25 protein-coding genes are annotated in these 21,038 nt (G+C 72.8%); 19 read left to right on the forward strand and 6 right to left on the reverse strand.

Features of this window, described 5'->3' with window-relative positions; translation table 11 throughout:
- Window position 1 precedes the first annotated feature (1 nt).
- From ACIGAN_RS15975 to ACIGAN_RS16005, 7 genes are all read left to right on the forward strand, one after another.
- Window positions 2–1,111, forward strand: coding sequence for a hypothetical protein (locus tag ACIGAN_RS15975; RefSeq protein WP_399857981.1), 1,110 nt, complete (start codon window positions 2–4; stop codon window positions 1,109–1,111).
- Window positions 1,112–1,251: 140 nt separating this feature from the next.
- Entirely contained in the window at window positions 1,252–1,992 is a 741-nt protein-coding gene (locus ACIGAN_RS15980; RefSeq protein ID WP_365738026.1) for an LmeA family phospholipid-binding protein, read from the forward strand.
- 200 nt (window positions 1,993–2,192) lie between these two features.
- Window positions 2,193–2,273, forward strand: coding sequence for an Ms5788A family Cys-rich leader peptide (locus ACIGAN_RS15985; protein ID WP_350751515.1), 81 nt, complete (start codon window positions 2,193–2,195; stop codon window positions 2,271–2,273).
- A gap of 137 nt (window positions 2,274–2,410) precedes the next feature.
- The gene (locus tag ACIGAN_RS15990; protein ID WP_365090016.1) at window positions 2,411–3,256 is read left to right on the forward strand and encodes a sulfurtransferase; all 846 of its coding nucleotides are present in this window, start codon (window positions 2,411–2,413) and stop codon (window positions 3,254–3,256) included.
- Between the two features lie 43 nt (window positions 3,257–3,299).
- Window positions 3,300–3,587 carry a DUF1416 domain-containing protein gene (locus ACIGAN_RS15995; protein WP_003991226.1) on the forward strand — a complete coding sequence of 96 codons (288 nt, stop codon included), beginning with the start codon at window positions 3,300–3,302 and terminating at the stop codon, window positions 3,585–3,587.
- Between the two features lie 87 nt (window positions 3,588–3,674).
- Complete coding sequence (locus ACIGAN_RS16000) at window positions 3,675–3,974, forward strand: DUF3099 domain-containing protein (RefSeq protein ID WP_365738028.1); 300 nt, start codon at window positions 3,675–3,677, stop codon at window positions 3,972–3,974.
- 35 nt (window positions 3,975–4,009) lie between these two features.
- Window positions 4,010–4,396, forward strand: coding sequence for a VOC family protein (locus tag ACIGAN_RS16005; RefSeq protein ID WP_365738031.1), 387 nt, complete (start codon window positions 4,010–4,012; stop codon window positions 4,394–4,396).
- Here ACIGAN_RS16005 and ACIGAN_RS16010 read toward each other — a convergent pair.
- Entirely contained in the window at window positions 4,390–4,752 is a 363-nt protein-coding gene (locus ACIGAN_RS16010) for a DsrE family protein (RefSeq protein WP_309097648.1), read from the reverse strand. The two genes, ACIGAN_RS16005 and ACIGAN_RS16010, sit on opposite strands and share 7 nt — an antisense overlap.
- 203 nt (window positions 4,753–4,955) lie before the next feature.
- On the opposite strand from ACIGAN_RS16010, the gene ACIGAN_RS16015 reads away from it, so the two are divergent.
- The 3 genes from ACIGAN_RS16015 to ACIGAN_RS16025 are packed head-to-tail and all read left to right on the forward strand — an operon-like array spanning window position 4,956 to window position 6,961.
- Window positions 4,956–5,531 (forward strand): FABP family protein, encoded by a 576-nt coding sequence (locus tag ACIGAN_RS16015; RefSeq protein ID WP_309097649.1) that lies wholly within the window; start codon window positions 4,956–4,958, stop codon window positions 5,529–5,531.
- A gap of 16 nt (window positions 5,532–5,547) precedes the next feature.
- Entirely contained in the window at window positions 5,548–5,985 is a 438-nt protein-coding gene (locus ACIGAN_RS16020) for a Fur family transcriptional regulator (RefSeq protein WP_399857986.1), read from the forward strand.
- A gap of 10 nt (window positions 5,986–5,995) precedes the next feature.
- The gene (locus tag ACIGAN_RS16025; RefSeq protein WP_399857988.1) at window positions 5,996–6,961 is read left to right on the forward strand and encodes a CAF17-like 4Fe-4S cluster assembly/insertion protein YgfZ; all 966 of its coding nucleotides are present in this window, start codon (window positions 5,996–5,998) and stop codon (window positions 6,959–6,961) included.
- Window positions 6,962–6,980: 19 nt separating this feature from the next.
- On the opposite strand, the gene dtd is transcribed toward ACIGAN_RS16025, so the two are convergent.
- The gene (gene dtd / locus ACIGAN_RS16030; protein ID WP_365090002.1) at window positions 6,981–7,406 is read right to left on the reverse strand and encodes a D-aminoacyl-tRNA deacylase; all 426 of its coding nucleotides are present in this window, start codon (window positions 7,404–7,406) and stop codon (window positions 6,981–6,983) included.
- 212 nt (window positions 7,407–7,618) lie between these two features.
- On the opposite strand from dtd, the gene ACIGAN_RS16035 reads away from it, so the two are divergent.
- From ACIGAN_RS16035 to ACIGAN_RS16045, 3 genes are all read left to right on the forward strand, one after another.
- Window positions 7,619–8,248 carry an RsiG family protein gene (locus ACIGAN_RS16035; protein ID WP_399857991.1) on the forward strand — a complete coding sequence of 210 codons (630 nt, stop codon included), beginning with the start codon at window positions 7,619–7,621 and terminating at the stop codon, window positions 8,246–8,248.
- Between the two features lie 65 nt (window positions 8,249–8,313).
- Window positions 8,314–9,576, forward strand: coding sequence for a GNAT family N-acetyltransferase (locus tag ACIGAN_RS16040; protein ID WP_399857994.1), 1,263 nt, complete (start codon window positions 8,314–8,316; stop codon window positions 9,574–9,576).
- A 252-nt stretch (window positions 9,577–9,828) separates the two neighbouring features.
- Window positions 9,829–10,680, forward strand: coding sequence for a winged helix-turn-helix domain-containing protein (locus ACIGAN_RS16045; protein ID WP_399857997.1), 852 nt, complete (start codon window positions 9,829–9,831; stop codon window positions 10,678–10,680).
- A 39-nt stretch (window positions 10,681–10,719) separates the two neighbouring features.
- Here ACIGAN_RS16045 and ACIGAN_RS16050 read toward each other — a convergent pair whose 3' ends face one another.
- On the reverse strand, window positions 10,720–10,908 hold the full coding sequence (locus tag ACIGAN_RS16050; protein ID WP_399858000.1) for a hypothetical protein: 189 nt from the start codon (window positions 10,906–10,908) through the stop codon (window positions 10,720–10,722).
- A 169-nt stretch (window positions 10,909–11,077) separates the two neighbouring features.
- Between ACIGAN_RS16050 and ACIGAN_RS16055 the strand changes: the two genes are divergently transcribed.
- The 5 genes from ACIGAN_RS16055 to ACIGAN_RS16075 all read left to right on the forward strand — a co-directional run bounded on the left by ACIGAN_RS16055 (window position 11,078) and on the right by ACIGAN_RS16075 (window position 17,743).
- A complete protein-coding gene (locus tag ACIGAN_RS16055) occupies window positions 11,078–11,980 on the forward strand; it encodes a winged helix-turn-helix domain-containing protein (RefSeq protein ID WP_399858002.1) in 903 nt (300 codons plus the stop codon).
- Between the two features lie 29 nt (window positions 11,981–12,009).
- On the forward strand, window positions 12,010–12,720 hold the full coding sequence (locus ACIGAN_RS16060) for an HAD family hydrolase (protein WP_399858005.1): 711 nt from the start codon (window positions 12,010–12,012) through the stop codon (window positions 12,718–12,720).
- A 218-nt stretch (window positions 12,721–12,938) separates the two neighbouring features.
- Window positions 12,939–15,023: a phosphotransferase family protein gene (locus ACIGAN_RS16065; RefSeq protein ID WP_399858007.1), complete on the forward strand. Its 2,085-nt coding sequence runs from the start codon at window positions 12,939–12,941 to the stop codon at window positions 15,021–15,023.
- 37 nt (window positions 15,024–15,060) lie between these two features.
- On the forward strand, window positions 15,061–15,687 hold the full coding sequence (locus ACIGAN_RS16070) for a TetR family transcriptional regulator (protein ID WP_399858009.1): 627 nt from the start codon (window positions 15,061–15,063) through the stop codon (window positions 15,685–15,687).
- A gap of 40 nt (window positions 15,688–15,727) precedes the next feature.
- Window positions 15,728–17,743, forward strand: a complete 2,016-nt coding sequence (locus tag ACIGAN_RS16075) for a HelD family protein (protein WP_399858012.1) — start codon at window positions 15,728–15,730, stop codon at window positions 17,741–17,743.
- 61 nt (window positions 17,744–17,804) lie between these two features.
- On the opposite strand, the gene ACIGAN_RS16080 is transcribed toward ACIGAN_RS16075, so the two are convergent.
- The 3 genes from ACIGAN_RS16080 to ACIGAN_RS16090 all read right to left on the reverse strand — a co-directional run bounded on the left by ACIGAN_RS16080 (window position 17,805) and on the right by ACIGAN_RS16090 (window position 20,207).
- Window positions 17,805–18,998, reverse strand: coding sequence for a GDSL-type esterase/lipase family protein (locus ACIGAN_RS16080; protein ID WP_399858014.1), 1,194 nt, complete (start codon window positions 18,996–18,998; stop codon window positions 17,805–17,807).
- A 4-nt stretch (window positions 18,999–19,002) separates the two neighbouring features.
- On the reverse strand, window positions 19,003–19,599 hold the full coding sequence (locus ACIGAN_RS16085) for a TetR/AcrR family transcriptional regulator (RefSeq protein WP_399858016.1): 597 nt from the start codon (window positions 19,597–19,599) through the stop codon (window positions 19,003–19,005).
- Between the two features lie 68 nt (window positions 19,600–19,667).
- Window positions 19,668–20,207, reverse strand: coding sequence for a DUF2269 family protein (locus tag ACIGAN_RS16090; RefSeq protein ID WP_399858018.1), 540 nt, complete (start codon window positions 20,205–20,207; stop codon window positions 19,668–19,670).
- A gap of 112 nt (window positions 20,208–20,319) precedes the next feature.
- Between ACIGAN_RS16090 and ACIGAN_RS16095 the strand changes: the two genes are divergently transcribed.
- On the forward strand, window positions 20,320–20,970 hold the full coding sequence (locus ACIGAN_RS16095) for a class I SAM-dependent methyltransferase (RefSeq protein WP_399858020.1): 651 nt from the start codon (window positions 20,320–20,322) through the stop codon (window positions 20,968–20,970).
- Window positions 20,971–21,038 lie beyond the last annotated feature (68 nt).

Raw genomic sequence — 21,038 nt, forward strand, 5'->3', positions numbered from 1 at the left:
GATGACCAACCAGCCGTATGACGGCTACCAGGACGGTTACGACCCGTACTGGCAGCAGCAGGCGCAGCAGCAGCACCAGCAGCAACAGCCGCAGCAGTCGCAGGCCTGGCCCGGGCAGGGGCACCAGGGGTACGAGGACCCGTACGCCGCGCAGCAGTACACCCAGCAGTGGCAGGGGCAGACCTGGGAGACGCAGACGCACCAGCCGGTCACCGCGCCGGCCGCCGCGGACACGGCGTATCTGCCGCAGCAGGGCAACGAGACGCCCGCACCGGCTTCCGCCGCGTACGGTGCCGCTTCCGCCGAGCACGGTGCCGCCTCCGCCGAGTACGGTCCCGCCACCCTCGCCGGGAACAGGCGGATGACCGACGCGCAGCGGGCGCGGGCGGAGGGGCGGTCGCCGGTCATCGAGCCCGGGATGCAGCCGGCCGCGCTCACGGCCCTGCTCGGGCTGCTGCTGGCCGGGGCGGCGGCGGTCGGGACGTACGCGCTGCTCGTGCCGCTGGTCGTGCTGCAGGCCGTCACGGCGGCGGGATGGTTCCGGCTCAACGGCATGTGGCCGGCGCGGCAGGGCATCGCGCTCGGGTTCGCCGGGGCGCTCGCCGCGGACGCGGCCCTGCTGGCGTCGGGGCGGTCGCCGTCGGCGATCCTCGGGACGCTGGGCGTGTGGGTGCTGCTCGCGCTGGTCCTCCAGCTGCGCTCGCACGCCGACCCGGACGAGCGGATGTACGGCCTGATGGCGACGGTCGCGGCGTCGGCGCTGGCGATCGTGGCGAGCGGGTACCTGGCGGCGGACGCGGACGCCGTGACCGTGGGCGCGGTGGCCGTGGCGGTCGCGGTCCTGGTGCGCGCGCTGCCGTTGCCGACGGCGGCGTCGGTGGTGGTGGCGCTGCTCGCCGGGGTGGGCGGGGGCGCGGCGGCCGGCTGGCTGACGGGCCTGGGCACCTCGGGCGCGCTGGTGGGCGTGGGCGCGGCGGTGTGCGCGCTGATCGGGCACCGGGTCGCGAGCTACGACTACCCCTCGCGCTTCGTCCACTTCACGGCGGGCGTGGCGCTGCCCCTGGCCGCGGCGGCACCGGCGGTGTACGTCCTGGGCCGGGCTGTGGCCTAGGGCCACGCGCCCTGCTTCTCCGCGATGCCGGCCCGCGGCCTGTCACAGGTGATCGACAAACCTCGGGCCCGGACCTTGCTCGGCGTTACCCTCGCGCAGGGGGATCGCCGTCGAACACAACCGGGTGGGGGAAACACCGCATGCGAGCACTGCGCATACTGCTGATCTTCGTCGTGATCCTGGGCGGGCTCTTCGTCCTGGCCGACCGGCTCGCGGTGAACTTCGCCGAGGACGAGGTCGCCGACCGCCTGAAGTCCACGGAGAACCTCGCCACCACCCCCGAGGTCTCGATCAAGGGCTTCCCCTTCCTCACCCAGGTCGTCGGCGGTTCCCTGGACGACGTCGAGGTCGGCATCGAGAACTACGAGGCCGCCGCCGGTGACGGCGGCCGGAAGATCCGGATCGACGACCTCCGGGCCGACATGAGGGGCGTCGAGTTCTCCGGCGACTACAGCTCCGCCACCGCCACCACGGCCACCGGCACCGCGACCATCGCCTACGACGAGCTGCTGAAGACGGCGAAGGTGGAACCCACCCAGGTCGCACCGGGCGTCACCGCCAACGTCGTCGGCCTCTCCGACGGCGGCAACGGCAAGATCAAGGTGGCCGTCGAGGCCACCGTCCTCGGCACCAAGCTGCCCGAGCCGGTCACCGTGCTGAGCACCGTGACCGTGGTCGACGGCGACACCGTCCGGGTCAAGGCCGACGGCCTGCCCGAGTTCGCCGGTGTCGACCTCGCCGAGAACCGGGTCCGCACGATCACCGACTTCCAGCAGCGGATCGACGGCCTTCCCGGCGGCATCAAGCTCGACCGGGTGCAGGCCGCCCCGGACGGCGTGGAGATCACGGTGAAGGGTTCCGACGTCCGGCTCGCCGGGTAGGACGGACGCGGGCCGCCACCCGGGCTGTCCGGTGGGCGAGACGGCGGAGTCCGCAGCGCAGCTGTGACGGCGGCCGCAGGCGGACACGGGCCGGTCGCGGCACGGCCCCAGGCGCTCCCGATCCCACTCTGCGGACCATCGTGTCTCACTATGCGACACGCCGGTGACACGCCCGCCCGACCGTCCCTACGATCGACGGCATGAAGCGACAGGCGGACCTCACGAAGCGGCGGGCAGTAGACCTGTGCCGCGTCGCCGCCATGCTCTGTCGCCCCTTCTGAGCGACCGCGCCGGCCCGTGAGCCGGTGCGCGCATCCCCGCCGCCCTGCATCAAGGGCACCCGTGTGCCGCCCCGTCATGGGCGCGCGCCCCGCAGAACTCGCACGCCCCGCCGCAACTGCCCCGGAGGAGAAAGCGCATGAGCCGCAGCGACGTCCTGGTCGACGCCGACTGGCTCCAGGAGCACCTGGACGACCCGACCATCGCCATCGTCGAGGTGGACGAGGACACGTCCGCCTACGAGAAGAACCACATCAGGAACGCGATCCGCATCGACTGGACCAAGGACCTGCAGGACCCGGTCCGCCGTGACTTCGTCGACCAGGAGGGCTTCGAGAAGCTCCTGTCGGAGAAGGGCATCGCCAACGACCACACCGTCGTCCTCTACGGCGGCAACAACAACTGGTTCGCCTCGTACGCGTACTGGTACTTCAAGCTCTACGGCCACGAGAGCGTCAAGCTCCTCGACGGCGGCCGCAAGAAGTGGGAGCTCGACGCCCGCGAGCTGGTCCCGGGCGACGAGGTGCCGGAGCGTCCGAAGACGGACTACAAGGCCAAGGCCCAGGACACGTCCATCCGCGCCTTCCGGGACGACGTCGTCGCCGCCATCGGCGCGCAGAACCTGGTCGACGTGCGCTCGCCCGACGAGTTCTCCGGCAAGCTCCTCGCCCCGGCCCACCTGCCGCAGGAGCAGTCGCAGCGCCCGGGCCACGTGCCCAGCGCCCGCAACATCCCGTGGTCCAAGAACGCCAACGACGACGGCACCTTCAAGTCGGACGAGGAGCTCAAGGCCCTCTACGAGGAGGAGAACGTCGACCTGGCGAAGGACACCATCGCCTACTGCCGCATCGGTGAGCGCTCCGCGCTGACCTGGTTCGTCCTGCACGAGCTGCTCGGCGTCCAGAACGTCAAGAACTACGACGGCTCCTGGACCGAGTACGGCTCCCTGGTGGGCGTGCCGATCGAGCTCGGCGCCGGCAAGTAAGAGACCCCCGACCGACCTCTCCCAACCCCCTCAGGAGTACGACATGTGCGGTGCGAAGGCCGGCGGCCCCGACGCCTCGACGATCAAGCCCGGTGAGACCACGATCCAGGGTCAGGTGACCAAGGACGGCGAGCCCGTGGTGGGCTACGTCCGTCTGCTGGACTCGACCGGCGAGTTCACGGCCGAGGTGCCGACCTCGGCGACCGGACAGTTCCGCTTCTACGCGGCCGAGGGCACCTGGACCGTCCGTGCCCTCGTGCCCGGCGCCACCGCCGACCGCACGGTCGTCGCCCAGCAGGGCGGACTGGCGGAGGTCGCGATCGCCGTCTGACGGCGACCGGTCCTCTTCGGGGCCGCACCCACCGGGTTGGACGCCTGGGGTGCGGCCCTGCGGCGTGTGCGGACCTACGCTGGAGACATGTACGCACGGCGGCGGCGCAGGTACTTCGCCCTGATGGGCCTGTGCATCGGCCTGTTCGTCCTGGCCTGGGGCGTCGTGCGGCTGTGGTCCGTCCCGGTGGCCGTCGGGATGTGCGTGGTCGCGATGGTCATCCCGCCCGTCGCGGCCATCGTCGCCAACCGCCGGGGCCCCGACGACCGCTGGTGGGACGATCCTCCCCCGAGCTCTCGGCTTCGCTCGAGCAGGGGGGACCCCCACGGAGACCCCCAGTCCGACGAGTGGTGGGACGAGCTGGACGGCCGGAAACGGCCGCGGTGAGGAGTCCTCCCGCCCGCCCGGGGTATCCCGGCCCCATGAGACTGACAGCGACGGTGCTGGACGCACCCGACGCCCGGGAACTGGCGGACTTCTACCTGCGGCTGCTGCCCGGCTGGAGCGTGTGGCGCGACGAGGGCGATCCGGACTGGATGGAGATCCGGCCGCCCGGCGGCGGCGCGGGCCTGGCCTTCCAGACCGAGACGGCCTACGTGCCGCCCGTCTGGCCGGGCCGCCCGGACCGGCAGCAGATGATGCTCCACCTGGACATCGAGGTCGACGACCTGGAGCGGGAGACCGCGCGGGCCGTGGCCGAGGGGGCGCGGCTGGCGGACTTCCAGCCGCAGGAGGACGTCCGGGTGCTGCTGGACCCGGCCGGGCATCCGTTCTGCCTCTACACCGGAACCACGGGCGCGTCTCAGTAGACGAGCGCCTGCGTCCCGTCCGCCAGCGCCTCCTGGACGAAGACCTGCGCGCCCGCGATGCGCACGCCCTCGATGACGTCCTTCTCCGTGATCTCGCGGCGGGCCGCGCACTGCGTGCACAGGGTGACGCGGCCGGCCGCGAGGACCGACTCCAGCAGGTCGGGCAGGGGCGCCGCGTGCGGCAGCTCGAACTCGGCGGCGCGGCCGGGCAGCGCGAACCAGGCGGACTCGCCGGTCAGCCACAGGGAGACGTCGACGCCACTGGCCACGGCCACCGCCGCGACCGTGAACGCCTGGGAACACCGCTCGGGGGCGTCCGCCCCGGCCGTCACCTTGATCACCAGCTTCTTCGCCATAGCCGGAATCGTAGTGCCGCAGGGGCCCGCGTAAGCTGGGGCCGGCCCTGTGCTTACATCCGCACCCCGCTCAAGGAGCACCCCGTGGAGCTTTTCTTCGAAATCCTGTTGGTCCTGGTCGCCGTCGGCGTCCTCGCGTTCGCCGGACTGACCGTGAAGAAGCTGTACCAGGGCCAGCGCTGACCCACCTCTAGGAAGTTCTGATGATCGAGATCCCGTCCGACCTCCACAAGGACCTCGTCCCGCTCGCCTTCCTGCTCGGCAACTGGGCGGGCGCCGGTGTGCACGACTTCCCCGGCTCCGAGAAGTGCAACTTCGGGCAGGAGGTCGCCTTCACCCACGACGGCCGGGACTTCCTGGAATACCGGTCCCACACGTGGGTGCTGGACAACGACGGCAACAAGGTCCGCCCGCTGGAGTCCGAGCACGGCTACTGGCGCATCGACGCCGACCGCAAGGTCGAGGTGACGATGACCCGCGACGACGGCGTCATCGAGATCTGGTACGGCGAGTTGGCGGACAAGAAGCCGCAGATCGACCTCGTCACCGACGCGGTGGCCCGCACGGCCTCCTCGCGGCCCTACACCGGCGGCAAGCGCCTGTACGGCTACGTCAAGAGCGACCTGATGTGGGTCGGCGAGAAGCAGACCCCCGACGTCGAGCTGCGCCCCTACATGTCGGCCCACCTGAAGAAGGTCGTCACGCCGGAGGAGGTCGAGCGCTGGGCCAAGGCCCTGCCCGACGACATGCCGGACGACGGCATCGCTTTCTTCAAGTAGTTCTAGACTCGTCCGTGTGGTGAGCACCGACTGGAAGAGCGATCTGCGGCAGCGCGGCTACCGGCTGACCCCGCAGCGGCAACTCGTGCTCGAAGCCGTGGACACCCTGGAACACGCGACCCCCGACGACATCCTCGTGGAAGTGAGGAAGACGGCGTCGGGGGTCAACATTTCCACGGTGTACCGGACGCTGGAACTCCTGGAGGAGCTGGGCCTGGTCAGCCACGCGCACCTGGGCCACGGGGCACCGACGTACCACCTCGCGGACCGGCACCACCACCTCCACCTGGTGTGCCGGGACTGCCAGAACGTGATCGAGGCGGACGTCTCCGTGGCCGCCGAGTTCACGGCCAAGCTGCGCGAGGCCTTCGGGTTCGACACGGACCTGAAGCACTTCGCGATCTTCGGCCGGTGCCGGGACTGCACGCTCAAGGCTTCAACTACCGAGTCGTAGGCTTGGGGACATGAAGAGCCCTCTGCTGACCCTGCCCGGCGCCGTCCCCGCCGAGGGCGTGGACGAAGGCGTCGCGGCGCACTACGGCGATCTGTTCCGTGAGCAGCGCGCCCTCGCCGACGGCGCCGGATTCGTGGACCTCTCCCACCGGGGGGTCGTCACCGTCACCGGCGAGGACCGGCTGGCCTGGCTGCACCTGCTGCTCACCCAGCACGTCAGCGAGCTCCCGCCGGGCGAGGCCACCGAGGCGCTGATCCTCTCCGCGAACGGCCACATCGAGCACGCGCTGTACCTCGTCGACGACGGCGCGACGGTCTGGGCCCACGTCGAGCCCGGCACCGAGGAGGCGCTGATCGCCTACCTGGAGTCGATGAAGTTCTTCTACCGGGTCGAGGTCGCCGACCGCACCGCCGACATCGCGGTCGTCCATCTCCCGGCCGGCTCCATCGCCGAGGTCCCCGAGGGCGTCGTCGTCCGGGAGACCTCCCACGGCCGGGACCTGTTCCTGCCGCGCGCCGACCTGGAGGCCTACGCCGCGCAGGCCGGGCCGCCCGCCGGGATCCTCGCCTACGAGGCGCTGCGCGTGGAGCAGCACCGCCCCCGGCTCGGTTTCGAGACCGACCACCGCACCATCCCGCACGAGCTGGGCTGGATCGGCTCGGCGGTGCACCTGCAGAAGGGCTGCTACCGGGGGCAGGAGACGGTCGCCCGGGTGCAGAACCTGGGCAAGCCGCCGCGCCGCCTGGTCTTCCTGCACCTGGACGGCAGCGAGGTGCACCTGCCGGTGGCCGGGACCGAGCTGCGGCTCGCACAGGACGGGCCCGACGGCCGGAAGATCGGCTTCATCACGACCTCCGCGCGCCACCACGAGCTGGGCCCGGTCGCCCTCGCCCTGGTGAAGCGGAACGTGCCCGTGGACGCGCCCCTGGTGGCCGGGGACACGGCCGCGGCCCAGGAAGTCGTCGTCGAGCCGTAGGACTTGTAGATCTTTCGGGTCAGATTTCGATCAGCACGGTGAACGGGCCGTCGTTCGTGAGCGATACCCTCATCGCCGCTCCGAAACGGCCCGTCGCCACCGTCGCGCCCAGCGAGCGCAGCTGCGCGACCACCTCGTCCACCAGCGGCTCGGCGACGTCCCCGGGAGCGGCCGCGTTCCACGTGGGCCGGCGGCCCTTGCGGGCGTCTCCGTAGAGGGTGAACTGGCTGATCACCAGGAGCGGGGCGTCCGTGTCGCTGCAGGACTTCTCGTCGTGCAGCATGCGGATCGACCACAGCTTGCGGGCCAGCTGGGCCGCCTTCTCCTTGGTGTCCTCGTGGGTCACGCCGACGAGCACGCACAGCCCCTCGCCCTCGATCGACCCCACCGTCTCGCCGTCCACGACGACGCTCGCGCCGTCCACCCTCTGCACCACAGCTCGCATGTGTCCATCATGCCGGGAGGTGACGTCAGGGCCGCGCGTGGTGGGCGCATGGCCCGAAAGGGTGGTTTGCGCAGGACGCCAACTGCCTGTGCTGGACCGTATTTTGCTGCTTAACCGCCCATCTGGGGTCTATCGGGACCACTCGTTCCCATAGGGACCACTTGGGGTGGCACGATGCATGCACACACCGGTCGAGGGGACGGTTGAGGCACATGAGCACATCAAGCACCGGGCAGTACCCGGGGGCTGTCCGGTCGGCATACACGGGGGTCGGGACGTCGGAGTACCACCGGCCGCCCACGCAGCGCACGGACAGCCCGCGGCTGCCCTCGGACGCTCCCGAGCCCGGTCTGACCGCGCTGAGCCTGTCCGAGCTGCGCGCGCTGCGCCGCGAGGCCCAGCGCGACGAGGCCGACCTCAGCTACCTGCGGCGGCTGCTGCAGGGGCGCATCGACATCCTGCGCGCGGAGCTGGCGCGGCGCGGTCCGGTGGACGAGGTGGCCCCCGCGGCCGAGGAGGCGTCCGTGGTGGAGCGGCTCGCGGAGATCCTGCGCGACGCCCCGGCCCGGCACCGCTCCTCCGCCCGGCACGTCACCCTGGGCACCCCGCAGGGCGAGGAGTACCGGCGGCTGGCCGCGGAGATGCTCGACGACGTCGAGCTGTCCGACCTGGACGCGCGCACGGACGCGGAGCTGGCCACGGGGATCGGGCGGCTGGTGCGCCACGAGCAGCAGGTCTCCCGGCGCCGCCGGCGGCTGCAGCGCACGGCCGACGAGTGCAGCGCGGAGATCGCCCGCCGCTACCGCGAGGGCGAGGCGCAGGTCGACGACCTGCTGGTCTGAGCCGGCCGCGGGGGCCGGTCGGATATTCGGGCGACACCGGCCGGCCCTGCGCCTACGTTGAGCGCATGACCTCCGCCCCACGCGCCGACGGCATCGACGTCCGCCCCGTCACGGAAGCCGAGTTCACCGACTGGCTGCGCGCCGTGAACACCGGCTTCCTGCGGGTGCCCACCCTGTCCGAGGAGGAGATCGAGGGCCGCCGCGAGCGGTTCGTCCCGGGCCGCTACCTCGGTGCTTTCGACGGCGGCCGGTGCGTGGCGACGTTCCGCTCCTTCGACCAGCGGCTCACGGCGGTGGGCGGGGCGGCGGTCCCGGCCGACGCCGTCTCCGGGGTCACCGTCCACGCCACCCACCGCCGCCGGGGGCTGCTCAGCCGGATGATGGCGCGGGACCTGGCCGCCGCGAGGGACCGCGGGGACGTCGTCGCCACGCTGGTGGCCGCCGAGTACCCGATCTACGGCCGCTTCGGCTTCGGACCGGCCACCTCGACGGCCGAGTGGACGGTCGACGTGCCGCGCGCGGGCCTCGACGCCCGCTGGGCGGGCCCGGCGGACGGCGGGCGGATCGACCTGGTGGACGCCGGGGAGGTCCGCAAGCTCGGCCCCGACCTGCACGCGCGGCTGTGCCGGACGCAGCCCGGCGCCATCGACCGCGACGAGCTGTGGTGGAAGTGGAACACCGGCGCGGTGCGGGTCGACCCGTCCTGGAAGGACCCCTTCTTCGCCGTGTACCGCTCGGCGTCCGGCGAGGTCGAGGGCATGGTCGCCTACGACGTGGACGACAACTGGGGCGATGCCAAGCAGCCGTTGAACACGGCGACGGTGCGGTGGCTGACCGGCGTCACGCCGGCCGCGGAGCGCGCCCTGTGGCAGTACCTGTGCTCCATCGACTGGGTCGTCGGCGTCAAGAGCGGCTGGCGGGCCCCCGACGACCTGCTCCCGCAGCTCCTGCCCGATCCGCGGGCGGCCAGGATCACGTCCCTGGCGGACTGGCTGTGGGTCCGGATCCTGGACGTCGTACGGGCACTGGAGGCGCGGACGTATCAGGGGGAGGGGCGGCTGGTGCTGGAGATCGCCGGCGTGGACGGGCTGACCGGCGGGCGCTACCGGCTGGACGCCTCGCCCGTGGGGGCGTCGTGCGCGCCGACCACCGAGAGCGCGGATCTGGCGCTGGGCCTGGGCGAGCTGGGCGCGCTGTGGCTCGGGGACGAGTCGGCGGTGCGGCTGGCGGCGCTGGGGCGGGTGCGCGAAGAACGAGCGGGCGCCGCCCGGAAGGCCGACGCCCTGCTGCGTACGCCCAGGCGGCCGTGGTGCCCGGACCTGTTCTGAGCGCTCCCTTCTGGCTGGTGGACGGGGACCCGCATCCGTAGCGAGCTGTTCTGTTGTGGTGGTGATCGTGCGACGGGGCTCCCGGCTCCCCTCCGGAAGGGGGCCCCGAACGGACTGGCCAACCCTCTGAAGGTCCGACCATGTCACGCAAGTTGGTGACCAACTTGTCTGTACTTATCTCCGCTTGGAAGCGGCTCATAACCACCTCCCGCTGAACTGCCCGAAGATGGCGGGAAGTTGTAGCGTTGAGGTGTGGACCCCGAACGCGAGGTGGCCGAGGAGCTGCGCGCCCGGATCAGGTCAGGGGCGCTGCGGCCGGGGCAACGCATGCCCACCCAGGCCCAGCTGGCCCACGAGTTCGGTGTCGAGCGCGGCGCGGTGCGCCGGGCGCTGCGCATCCTGCAGGCCGAGCGGTTGCTGACCAACGTCTCCAAGGGCAGCCCGGCGAAGGTCGCCGCGGACCCGGCCGGGGCGCTGACCGGCCCGGAAGCGCCGCCGCTGCCCACGACGGTGGCGCTCGCGCCCCGGATCGCGGCGGCGTTCGCGGCGGAGCACGTCGAGATCGACGCGGTGTGCCTGACGTCGGTCTCCCTCACGCTCGCCATCGGCGAACCGCTGCGCCGGATCCACGCGGGACAGCTGAAACCGGCCAAGGTCGACGTCCGCGTCCTGCTGCCGAGCCGCGACATCGACCTCGCCTTCCCGGTGCCGGTCGAGGGGCGCGGCGAGGACCGGGTGCACGAGCGGTGGCTGGCGATGCGCAACGCCCAGGGGCAGGTGCTCCAGCACAACCTGCTGGCCCTGCGCGCCACGCACGGCATCGACGTGCGGGTGACGTTCCGCGCGCTGCCCTTCACCCCGCCGGTGAAGCTGTACCTGCTCAACGGCGTGGAGGCGCTGTTCGCCTACTACACGCTGTCGCGCCGGGAGGCGGAGGTCGACCACGAGCCCCTGCAGATGTACGACGCCCAGGGCACCCGGTCGATGCTGTTCTCCTTCCGGCAGGGCCACGCGCTGCGCGACACGACGTTCGTCGAGCAGTCCCACCTGTGGTTCAACGCGCTGTGGGAGACGATCAGTTCGGAGCTGGCGCTCACGAGCTGAGGGTCTCCCACGGTGCCGGGTCCGGGCGGGCGGGGTGGCTCACAGGGTGGGCCGCGTCATCAGCAGCGCGAGGACGACGGCCCCCGCGGAGCTGACGGCCGGGCTCTTGGCCTTGAGGCCCACGGTGAGCAGGAGCAGGCCGACGATGCCGGCCAAGCCGTACTTCCACTGCACGAGCTGCTCGAAGGCGACGACGAAGACGGCGGAGAGGAGCGCGAGGGCGGGCATCGGATTCCCCCTTCGGGAGCCGGAAGTCCGGCGGGCCGGAACTTCGGAAGCAAAACTTCCGCCAACTTCGAGAAGTTGGCAACCAACTCTGATTAAGTTGTCCCCGCTTGGCCACCGGTCATAAACAACTTTCAAACAACTCCCGCTAGATGGATCAGAGTTGTAGCGTTTGGTCGTGACTCAGGAGGACGTGGCGGCGAACGTGGCGGAGAACGTGGCAGTGAACGGCAGCAGAAGGCTCTCGCCCCAGGAGATCGCCGACGACCTGCGCGAACGCATCCGGTCCGGGGAACTCGGGCCGGGGGACCGCCTGCCCACGCAGGCCGAGCTCGCGGAGCGGTTCGGCGTGGAGCGCGGCACCGTGCGCCAGGCCCTGCGGATCCTCCAGGAGGACGGCCTCCTCACCCACGTCTCCAAGGGCAGCCCTCCGCGCGTCGCGGCGCCCGCCCCGGCTCGGGACGAACCCCAGCCGACGATGGTGGGCCTGGCCCCGCGCCTGGCGGACGCGTTCTCGGCGACGGCCGTCCAGGTGGACGTGGTCTGCCACACGTCCGAGACGCTGATGGTGGCGCTCGGGGAGCCGCTGCGGCGCATCCACGAGGGCCGCACCCGGCCCGCCTCGATCGACCTGCGGGTCCTGCTCCCCTCCCGGGACATCAACCTGGCCTTCCCGCGCCTGGTCGACGAGCAGGGGGAGGACGACGCGGTGCACCAGCGCTGGCTGGAGATGCGCAACGCCCAGCTCCGGGTCCTGGAGCACAACCTGCTGACCCTGCGCGCCACGCACGGCATGGACGTACGGGTGAGGTTCCGGGCGCTGCCGTTCACGCCCCCGGTGAAGCTGTACCTGCTCAACGAGCAGGAGGCGCTGATCGGCTACTACATGCTGACCCGCCGCGAGGAGGAGTGGGGGGGCCGGGCGCTGGACATGTACGACGTCCTCGGCTCCCAGTCGCTGCTCTTCTCCTTCCTGAAGCGGACGGGCCGGCGGGACGCGGCGTTCGTGGAGGAATCCCAGAAGTGGTTCGACGCCCTCTGGGAAACCATCACGACGGACCTGACACTCTCCTAGTGACTTCTGATACGACGCAGACTGGTGCGGTGACGCCGTCGATCGAGGAACTGCGGGAACTGCTCGCTCCGGTCCGTTACGTCCTGTGGGACCTGGACGGGCCGATCTGCCGGCTGTTCGCGGGCCATCCGGCGAACGGGGTGGCACGGGAGCTCGTGAAGGAGCTCGAACGGCTCGGGCTGGACGGGCTCCTCAGCGAGGAGGAACGTTTCGACCCCGATCCCCAGGCGGTGCTGCTCCTGATCGACCGGCGGCACGCCGACGGCGCTCCGATCGCCCGGCTGGAGCAGTGGCTCACCGAGCAGGAGCTCACGGCGGTCCCCCGGGCGCTGCCCACGCCGTACGCCGACCCGCTCATCAGGACGTGGTCGGCGCTGGGGGCCCGCTTCGCCATCACCACGAACAACTCGGCGCGGGCCGCGGCCGCCTACATAGAGAGCCGGCAGCTCACGGGCTGCTTCCCCCACATCTACGGGCGCACCGGCGATCTCCCCCGGATGAAACCCCACCCGTACTGCCTGTCCCGGGCCCTGGAGTCCCTGGGCGCGCACCCGTCGCAGGCCCTGATGCTGGGCGACGCCGGCACGGACTACGAGGCGGCGCGCGAACTGGGCGTCCCGTTCCTCGGCTACGCCCGCAACCAGCGCAAGCTCGACCTGCTGACCACCGCGGGAGTCGACCGGTCGCACATCGTGGGGTCGCTGGAGGACGTCCTGAAGGCGCTGAGGGGCATGCCCTGACAGGGCGTCACGGTTACCTCATCGAGACCAGCGATCATCCTGGTCGAGTCGTGCGGAGATCGGGGCGGCGCTAGGCTCTGCAACACTTTCCAGAGCTTTGCACAGTGATCCAGGAGCAGCCGGTGCCCCCGCTGGCGGTTTCCCCCTCCCCTTCGCGGAGGTTCCCCGCGCACGATCCTTACGGGGACTTCGTGCGGCGGGCGAAGACGGACGGCGTCATGTACGACGGCCGTCACAACCGGAATTTCGTCCTGCCCCTGACCGAGCCCATGGCCCGGTACGTGGGGCGCGCGGCGGGCACCCCGGCGATAGTGCGCGTCAGGGCCCTGAACGCGCTGCCCGTGGTGATCCGCACCTGGAAGGAGCCGGACGTGCTCCGCGCCATCGGCGGTGTGCTGCCCCGGGCCCCCGAATGCCTCGCCAGACGGAACGGTTCGGCGGTCCACAGCTATGTGGAGGGCGTCCCGCTGTCCGCTCTCCACCGCGACGGCACACCCGTCGCCCGCCCTCTCGTCACATCCCTCATGCACACGGTCGCCCGCACGTCGCAGGTCCGCAAGGAGAGCCTGCCGCCCCTGCCGGGCGTACGGCCCGGCGGCGACACGGGCAGCCGGGGGTTCCTGCGCGCCCTGGCCCAGCTGGCGGACCGGCAGATCCGCCAGCCCAACTGGCCCGAGTTCGGCGGCCTGTTCGAGGCACTGGGGGTGCCCGCCGACGCGCTGACGCGACTGGCCGAGCGGGTCCCCGCCATGGCGCGCCGACCGTACACCCTGCTCCACACCGACCTGCACCGCGACAACCTCATCGTCTCCGCGGACCGCCGGTCCGTCGCGGCCGTGGACTGGGAGCTCGCCACCTACGGCGACCCGCTGCACGAACTCGCCACCCACCTGGTCCGGATGCGCTACCCGGACCCGCAGTGGGACGAGGTGCGCGACGCCTGGGCCGGGGCCATGGAGGAGGTGCGGCCGTCGGCGGTCAACGGCCTGACCAGGGACCTGCGCCACTACGTCGCCTTCGAGCGGGCCCAGTCGCTGTACGCGGACGTCATGCGGGCCGCCCGGTCGCTCGACGACCGGCTCGACGAGCGGAGCCTGGCGGAGGCCACGGCCGGCGTGCACCGGGCGCTGGCGGGCGCCGCCGAGCCGCTCGGGCTCGCCAGGGTGCCGTGCGAGACGGAGATCGAACGGCTGCTGCTGCGCCGCCGGGACTCCCGGCACCGGCGGACCACCGGCTTCCGTCCCGTCCCGCCCCTCACCTGGACCCCCGACAAGCGGGTCCCGGAACAGCCCGACTTCCCGTACGCGGCGGTGCGCGACGCCCTGCTCGCGGAGGGCACCGCCCCGGCGGGCCGGGTCTTCAAGGGCACCGCGCACCTCAACTCCGTGGTCCGCGTGCCGCACATCGACGTCCCCGTCGTGGTGCGGCGCAGGATGGCCTCGTTCCGCCGCCGGGAGCCGAGCCACCTCAGCGAGCACGCGGTGCTGCGTGCCATCGCCCGTTCCGAGGTGGACGTGACGGCCCCCCGGGTCCTCGCGCTGGGCCACAGCCACGGCGGGGACGCCTTCGCCGTCCACACCTACGCCGGACCCCCGCACGGCGACCGGCCCCCGAGCCACCCGGTGAACGGCCTGCTGCCGCACGAGGCCGACGGGCTCGTCTACCAGCTCGGGCAGCTGACCCGGGTCGACCACGCGGGCCTCGACCCGCTCACCGGGCCGTGGGACTTCTACACCTGGCTCAGCCAGCAGCTGGTCACCCTGGTGCGCGGCCTGCCCCGGCCGTCACGGCAGGCCGCGAAGGCGCTGGGGCTGCCGGACGCCGACCGGCTGAGCGAGATCCTCGCCCGGCACCGCGTCACCCCGCGCCGGCACGCCCTGCTGCACGGCGACCTCAACCCCTGGAACCTCGTCCGCCACTCCCAGCGCGACCACCTGGCCCTCACCATCATCGACTGGGAGATGGCGATGGTCGGCGATCCGCTGTACGACCTGGTCCGGCACATCCACCTCACCCCGACCAGGCCGGAGATCCGTGAGCGCATGCTCCGGCAGTGGGAGCACACGCTGGCGCCCGAGTACACCCGGGACTGGCGCAAGGACTGGCGGGTCTACCGCTGGGTGGAGATCGTCCGCTCCGCCTACGTCGACCTGGACCGGCTGGTCACCGGCTCCGGCCTGGACGCGCCCAACGTCCGCCGGGCCGTCGACGCGTACGCCATGACCCTCGCCGCCGCCACCGCCTCCCTCGGCCTCCCGGCCCGCCCCCTGGCGGACCCCTACCTCGTCCGGTCCCTGGCCTAGGGACCCGCCCGCCGGGGCACTGCGTAGGCTCCCCTCCATGACCGAGCCCGGCCTGCGTGAGCGCAAGAAGCGGCGGATGTACCAGACCGTGTCGGACATCGCCATCCGGCTCTTCCTGGAGCGGGGGTTCGACGCGGTGTCCGTCGCGGAGGTGGCGGCGGCGGCCGAGATCTCCAAGCCGACGCTGTTCCGGTACTTCCCGGCGAAGGAGGATCTGGTGCTGTACCGGATCGCCGACCACGAGGGGGAGGCCGCGCGGGTGGTGGCGGAGTCCGCGGAACCGCCCGTCCAGGCGCTGCGGCGGCACTTCCTGGCCGGGCTGGAGCGGTGCGATCCGGTGACCGGGCTCAACGACGACCCCCAGGTGCTGGCCTTCCACGCCCTGCTCTACGGGACGCCCTCGCTGGTCGCCCGGGCGCACACGCACCAGGAGCGGTCCGAGGCCGCGCTCGCCGAGGTGCTCGGGGGCGACCTGGACGCGCGGCTCGCCGCCGGGCAGATCATGGCCGTCATCCGGGTCCTGGCGCTGGAGAACTGGCGGCGGATCGCGGCCGGGGAGCGGGTGGCACAGGTGCGGCCGGACGCGGTGGCGGCGGCGGAGCGGGCCTTCGGCCGGCTGGCGGCCGGGCTGGCACCGGGCGGAGGAGTGGGCGAGATTCGGTAATAAATTTAACTCAGTCACGTTTTTCGCTACGCTCCGTGGCATGACGTCGACCGAGTCCGCCCTTCAGCACGTCCTCGACCGCGCACGCGCCCACCACGAGCGCTGCCGGGACGCCCTCGCCGCGATGGTCGAGGGCGCCGGTGAACAGGTCGTCGTCGGCGAGGACGTCTCCGCGTCCGGTGCCGACGCCGAGGTCCTCGGCCACCGGCTGCGCAGCCGGGCGAAGGAACTGCGCGAACTGCCGCCGGGACCCCTGTTCTTCGGCGCCCTGCGCGGGGAGCAGGGCGAACTGCACATCGGACGGCTGCGGATCTCCGAGCACCCGGCCGAACCGCCCCTCGTCGTCGACTGGCGCGCGCCCGTCTCCCGCGCCTTCTACCAGGCCTCCGCCCGGGACCCGCAGGGCGTCGCCGTACGGCGGAGGTTCGGCTGGGCGCCCGGCAGCCGCGGGGACTCCGCCGACCTGACCGGCCTGGAGGACGAGCATCTCGACCGGGGCGAGTCCCGGGAGAGCGAGATCGTCGCCCGGGAGATCGAGCGCCCCCGGGTCGGGCCCATGCGGGACATCGCCGCCACCATCCAGCCCGAGCAGGACGACCTGGTCCGCGGTGACCTGGCGCGGTCGGTGTGCGTGCAGGGCGCGCCCGGCACCGGCAAGACCGCTGTCGGCCTGCACCGGGCCGCCTATCTGCTCTACACCCACCCGCAGCGCATCCGGCGCGGCGGTCTGCTGATCCTCGGCCCCAACCGCACCTTCCTGTCGTACATCGCGGAGGTCCTGCCGGCCCTCGGCGAGACGGGCGTGCGGCAGTCGACGCTGACCGAGGAGATCGCCCGTCAGCCGGTCGGCGCCGTCGACGGCGAGTCCGCCGCCGTGGTCAAGCACGACGCCCGGATGGCCCGGGTGCTGCGGCGGGCGCTGTACGCGCGCGTGCGCACCGCCGGGGCCGGCTCGCTCGCCGTGCCGGACGGGTCGTACCGGTGGCGGGTGCCGGAGGCGGAACTGGAGCGGATCGTGACGGGGGTGCGGCAGGAGGAACCGCCGTACGGGGTCGGGCGGGAGCGGGTGCGGGCGCGGATCGTGCGGAGTCTGCGCGAGCAGGCCGAGCGGCGGGCCGGGCCGCCGCCCGCGGCCTGGGTGCGCCGCGTCGAGCGGGCGCGGCCGGTGTCCGCGTACCTCGACGCCGTCTGGCCCCGGGTGCGGCCCGAGGAGGTCGTGGCCGAACTGCTCGGTGACCCGGCGGCGTTGGCGGCGGCCGCCGACGGGCTGCTCGACGCGGCGGAGCAGCGGGCGCTGCTGTGGGACAGGCCGCCCCGGTCGTGGAAGTCGGCCCGCTGGTCGGCCGCCGATCTGGTGCTGCTCGACGAGGTGGCCGGGCTGATCGAGCACCCGGAGGGGTACGGGCACGTCGTCGTGGACGAGGCGCAGGATCTGTCGCCGATGGAGTGCCGGGCCATCGCCCGCCGGGTCCCGTTCGGTTCGCTGACGGTGCTGGGCGACCTGGCGCAGGGGACGACGCCGTGGGCGGCGCGCTCGTGGCCCGAGACCCTCGCCCACCTGGGCAAGCCGGACGCGGCCGTGGTCGCGCTCACCACGGGCTTCCGGGTGCCGCGGGCCGTGGTCGACCTCGCCAACCGGCTGCTGGAGCGGCTGGACGTGGCGGTGCCCGCGGCCCGTTCGCTGCGCGGGGACGGGGAGTTGCGCCTGCGGGAGACGACCCCTGAAAAGGTGCCCGCGACGGTCGTGGACGCCGTACGGGACGCGCTGGCGCGGGAGGGCTCGGTCGGGGTCGTCGCGGCGGACGCGGACGTGGCCCGGGTGCGGTCCGCGCTGGACGCGGCCGGGGTCGCGACGGCGGGCCCGGAGGACCTCGGCGCGCGGGTCTCGCTGGTGCCCGCGAGCCTGGTCAAGGGCCTGGAGTACGACCATGTCGTGGCCGTCGAGCCGGCGGCCGTCGCCGAGGCCGAGGAACGGGGACTGCACCGGCTGTACGTGGTGCTGACGCGGGCGGTCACACGGCTGGACGTGGTGTACGGCAGGCCCCTGCCCTTCTGAGCGGCGGCCGGCCGGGGTTGTGGCGGGTGCCGCTCCGTGGCCGGGCGGCTCCCGCCCGGCCTCAGTGGGACGGCCGGGAGGCGTCCGCGAAGGGACCCTTCCCGCCGAAGACGTGGTCCGCGAAGCGCTCGCCGATGCGGCGGTGGGTGGCGGCGTCGGGGTGGACCCGGTCCGGCAGCGGGAGTTCGGCCGCGTCGGCCTCGCCGTAGAGGTCGAGTCCGTCGAGGTAGTACAGGTGCGGGTCCTCCGCGGCGCGGTGGCGCACGATGCGGGCCATCTCCTCGCGGACGACGCCGAGGGTGAGCTTGCCGGTGGGCACCTCCGCCGGGTCGCCCATGGCGGCGAACAGCAGCCGGCCCTCCTCGACCGCGCTCAGGTCCGGGGCCGTGGGCCCGGGCGTGTCCTCGTGGATGGCGCAGTGGATGGGGGAGACGAGCAGCAGCGGGGTGTCGGGGTGCCCCTCGCGGATCGTGTCGAGGAAGCCGTGCAGGGCCGGCCCGAAGGCGCGCAGCCGCATCACGTCCTGGTTGACGATGTTGATGCCCATCTTGACGCTGATCAGGTCGGCCGGGGTGTCGCGCAGGGCCCGGGCGGTGAACGGGTCGAGCATCGCGCTGCCGCCCAGCCCCAGGTTGATCAGCTCCACCCCGCCGAGCAGCGCGGCGACGGCGGGCCACACGCCCGTCGGGCTGGCGGCGTCGGTGCCGTGGCTGATGGAGCTGCCGTGGTGCAGCCAGACCCGGCGGCCCCGGTCCGGTGCGGGTTCCACGGGCGCGTCGGTGCGCAGCGCGACCAGCTCGGTGGTCTCGTTGTGCGGGAGCCAGATCTCGACGTCCTTCTCGCGCGCGGGCAGCTCCGTGAAGCGGACGGTGCCGACCGGGCCCTCGGTCACCGTGCCGTTCCACGTGGCCAGGTCGATGGTGAGGACCTTGCCGCCGTTGCCCGGGGCCTGCCCGGCCGGGCGGCCGTCGACGCGCAGGTCGTACAGGCCGTCCGGGCGGGGCGGGAAGCCGCTGTAGTCGCGCTTGGTGCGCAGGACGTCCAGCTCGACGGCGGTCGCGGCGGTGCGGAAGACCAGCCGTACGCCGGAGGGCTGGGCCTCGGCCATGGCCAGTTGCGGGTCGGTGTTCTGGGCGCGGGCCCGGGCCGGGAGGCGGTGCGGGAGCAGTCCGTGCTCGGTGCGCTCCACGTCGAGCGCGCCGCGCAGCAGGTCCGCGGTGAGGGGCGTGGTGATCCAGTCGGGCTCGGTGTGCATGGTGTCAGCCTCGGGGGTCCGTAGGGGGTTCGCCCGGCGCGGGCCAGTTGCGCAGCAGCGTGTCGAGGGCGTCGAGGATCCGGGCCCAGGTGACGTCGGTGTCGGGGGCGCTGTGGCTGAACCCGCCGCCCAGCTCCAGGCTGACGTAGCCGTGGAAGACGCTGCCCAGCAGCCGGACGGCGTGGGTCTGGTCGGGTTCCGTCAGGTCGTAGCCGCGCAGCAGGGCCCGGGTCATCTGCGCGTGCCGGACGCCGGCGCTCGCGGCGGCCGTCTGCGGGTCGAGCCGCAGCTGGGCGGCCGCGTAGCGGCCCGGGTGCTCCCGGGCGTAGTCGCGGTAGACGTTCGCGAGGGCGGCCAGCGCGTCCTTGCCGGACCGTCCGGCCAGGGCCTCGGCGGCGCGGTCGGCCAGTTCCGTGAGCGCGAGCAGGGCGATCCGGGTCTTCAGGTCCTGGGAGTTCCTGACGTGCGAGTACAGGCTGGCGACCTTGACGTCGAACCGCCGGGCCAGCGCCGAGACGGTGACCCGGTCGAACCCGACCTCGTCCGCGAGTTCCGCACCGGCCCGGGTCAGCCGCTCCGGGGTCAGTCCTGCGCGTGCCATAACGGCGCTCCCTCCTGCCGAAAGGAATTGTGCACCTGCCTAAAACTTTTAGGCAAATCTCGCCTCCCTTAGGCTGCCGTCGAGGCTCCGCGCGTGCGCGCTCGCAGCCTCCTTCCCCGGCGGGTGGGTCCCCATGGCTTCAGCACGGAGATCGCGGTCATGAAGACGTAGGCGGACAGCGAGACGACCGGCCCGAACAGCACGTCCCCGGCGTCGGGCAGCGGCCCGCCCGCGGCGACGGCGGTGACGGCGGCGCGCACGCCGGGGCGCAGGGCGAACGCCGTGGCGGCGGTCGTCGCGAGGGTCAGCCAGAACTTCGTGACGACCCACCGGTGCCGGGCCAGCCCCCACGGGGTGCCCAGCGCCAGCACCAGGCCGCTGAGCAGGGTGAGGAGCGCGACGGGCAGCAGCAGCCAGTCGGCGAAGAGCAGCATGGCCCGCACACTGGCCTCCACGGTCGCGGCGGAGCCGGTCGTGGCGGCGGTGGTGCCGAGCGCGAGCAGCCCGAGCGTGAGCCCGAGCCAGCTCGCGGAGGCGGTGACGTGCACGACGAGCACGGCCCGGCGCGCGGACCGGCCGAGCTTCGGTTTCGAGGTGGTGGTGTTCACCCGGACCACGCTGCCGGGCGGCGGCCCCGAGGGCGTCTTACGGCGGGAGTAACCCGGGATACCGACGCGGGCGTACGACCGGAGTGCCGGTGGCGGCGGCTAGCGTCCGGGCATGACCGAGCCCACCTACCTCTCCGCGGTCCGGGAGTCCTACGACACCGTCGCCGCCGCATACGCCCGGCGGGTCCCCGAGCCGGCCGCACTGGACCCCGTGTCCCGCGCCATGCTGGCCGCGTTCGCCGAACTGGCACGCCCTCTGGGACCGGTCGCCGACCTGGGCTGCGGCCCGGGCAAGGTCACCGCGCACCTGGCCGCCCTCGGGGTGCGGGCGTTCGGGGTGGACCTGTCGCCGAGGATGGTCGAACTGGCCCGGGCGGCCCACCCGGAACTCCGTTTCACCACCGGCTCCATGACGGCGTTGGACCTCGCGGACGGCGAACTCGGCGGCATCCTCGCCTACTACGCCACCCACCACACCCCGCCCGGGCACCTGCCCGCCGTCTTCGCCGAGTTCCGCCGTGTCCTGGCACCCGGCGGTGTACTGATGCTGGCCGGCCACGTGGGTGAGGGCGAGCAGCTGAACCCGACCCGCGCCTACGGTGACCACCCGGTGTCCTACGCGTCGTACCTGCTCCCGCCGGACCGCATCGCCGAACTCCTGGAGGAGGCCGGACTGGTGATCACGACCCGCCTGGTGCAGGAACCGGAGGGCGGCTCGAAGAGGCGGTCGGCCACGTTCCTGGCGGGCCGGACCGGCGGTTGACGTGTGCGCCCCCGGGATGTCCCGACGACCGGCGGGAGGCCGCGTGGCCCTGCGCATGAAGCCGAGCG

It is taken from the genome of Streptomyces sp. NPDC085931 (assembly GCF_044540565.1).
Classification (GTDB): domain Bacteria; phylum Actinomycetota; class Actinomycetes; order Streptomycetales; family Streptomycetaceae; genus Streptomyces.

Excerpts from the sequence above, each read along its gene's own strand:
- ACIGAN_RS16075 (WP_399858012.1), top strand. The coding sequence starts at position 15,728 with ATGACGTCGACCGAGTCCGCCCTTCAGCACGTCCTCGACCGCGCACGC.
- dtd (WP_365090002.1), bottom strand. The coding sequence starts at position 7,406 with ATGCGAGCTGTGGTGCAGAGGGTGGACGGCGCGAGCGTCGTCGTGGAC.
- ACIGAN_RS16085 (WP_399858016.1), bottom strand. The coding sequence starts at position 19,599 with ATGGCACGCGCAGGACTGACCCCGGAGCGGCTGACCCGGGCCGGTGCG.
- ACIGAN_RS16040 (WP_399857994.1), top strand. The coding sequence starts at position 8,314 with ATGACCTCCGCCCCACGCGCCGACGGCATCGACGTCCGCCCCGTCACG.
- ACIGAN_RS16080 (WP_399858014.1), bottom strand. The coding sequence starts at position 18,998 with ATGCACACCGAGCCCGACTGGATCACCACGCCCCTCACCGCGGACCTG.
- ACIGAN_RS16095 (WP_399858020.1), top strand. The coding sequence starts at position 20,320 with ATGACCGAGCCCACCTACCTCTCCGCGGTCCGGGAGTCCTACGACACC.
- ACIGAN_RS16065 (WP_399858007.1), top strand. The coding sequence starts at position 12,939 with ATGTACGACGGCCGTCACAACCGGAATTTCGTCCTGCCCCTGACCGAG.
- ACIGAN_RS16035 (WP_399857991.1), top strand. The coding sequence starts at position 7,619 with ATGAGCACATCAAGCACCGGGCAGTACCCGGGGGCTGTCCGGTCGGCA.
- ACIGAN_RS16005 (WP_365738031.1), top strand. The coding sequence starts at position 4,010 with ATGAGACTGACAGCGACGGTGCTGGACGCACCCGACGCCCGGGAACTG.
- ACIGAN_RS16025 (WP_399857988.1), top strand. The coding sequence starts at position 5,996 with ATGAAGAGCCCTCTGCTGACCCTGCCCGGCGCCGTCCCCGCCGAGGGC.
- ACIGAN_RS16015 (WP_309097649.1), top strand. The coding sequence starts at position 4,956 with ATGATCGAGATCCCGTCCGACCTCCACAAGGACCTCGTCCCGCTCGCC.
- ACIGAN_RS15980 (WP_365738026.1), top strand. The coding sequence starts at position 1,252 with ATGCGAGCACTGCGCATACTGCTGATCTTCGTCGTGATCCTGGGCGGG.
- ACIGAN_RS15985 (WP_350751515.1), top strand. The coding sequence starts at position 2,193 with ATGAAGCGACAGGCGGACCTCACGAAGCGGCGGGCAGTAGACCTGTGC.
- ACIGAN_RS15995 (WP_003991226.1), top strand. The coding sequence starts at position 3,300 with ATGTGCGGTGCGAAGGCCGGCGGCCCCGACGCCTCGACGATCAAGCCC.
- ACIGAN_RS15990 (WP_365090016.1), top strand. The coding sequence starts at position 2,411 with ATGAGCCGCAGCGACGTCCTGGTCGACGCCGACTGGCTCCAGGAGCAC.
- ACIGAN_RS16000 (WP_365738028.1), top strand. The coding sequence starts at position 3,675 with ATGTACGCACGGCGGCGGCGCAGGTACTTCGCCCTGATGGGCCTGTGC.
- ACIGAN_RS16050 (WP_399858000.1), bottom strand. The coding sequence starts at position 10,908 with ATGCCCGCCCTCGCGCTCCTCTCCGCCGTCTTCGTCGTCGCCTTCGAG.
- ACIGAN_RS15975 (WP_399857981.1), top strand. The coding sequence starts at position 2 with ATGACCAACCAGCCGTATGACGGCTACCAGGACGGTTACGACCCGTAC.
- ACIGAN_RS16070 (WP_399858009.1), top strand. The coding sequence starts at position 15,061 with ATGACCGAGCCCGGCCTGCGTGAGCGCAAGAAGCGGCGGATGTACCAG.
- ACIGAN_RS16010 (WP_309097648.1), bottom strand. The coding sequence starts at position 4,752 with ATGGCGAAGAAGCTGGTGATCAAGGTGACGGCCGGGGCGGACGCCCCC.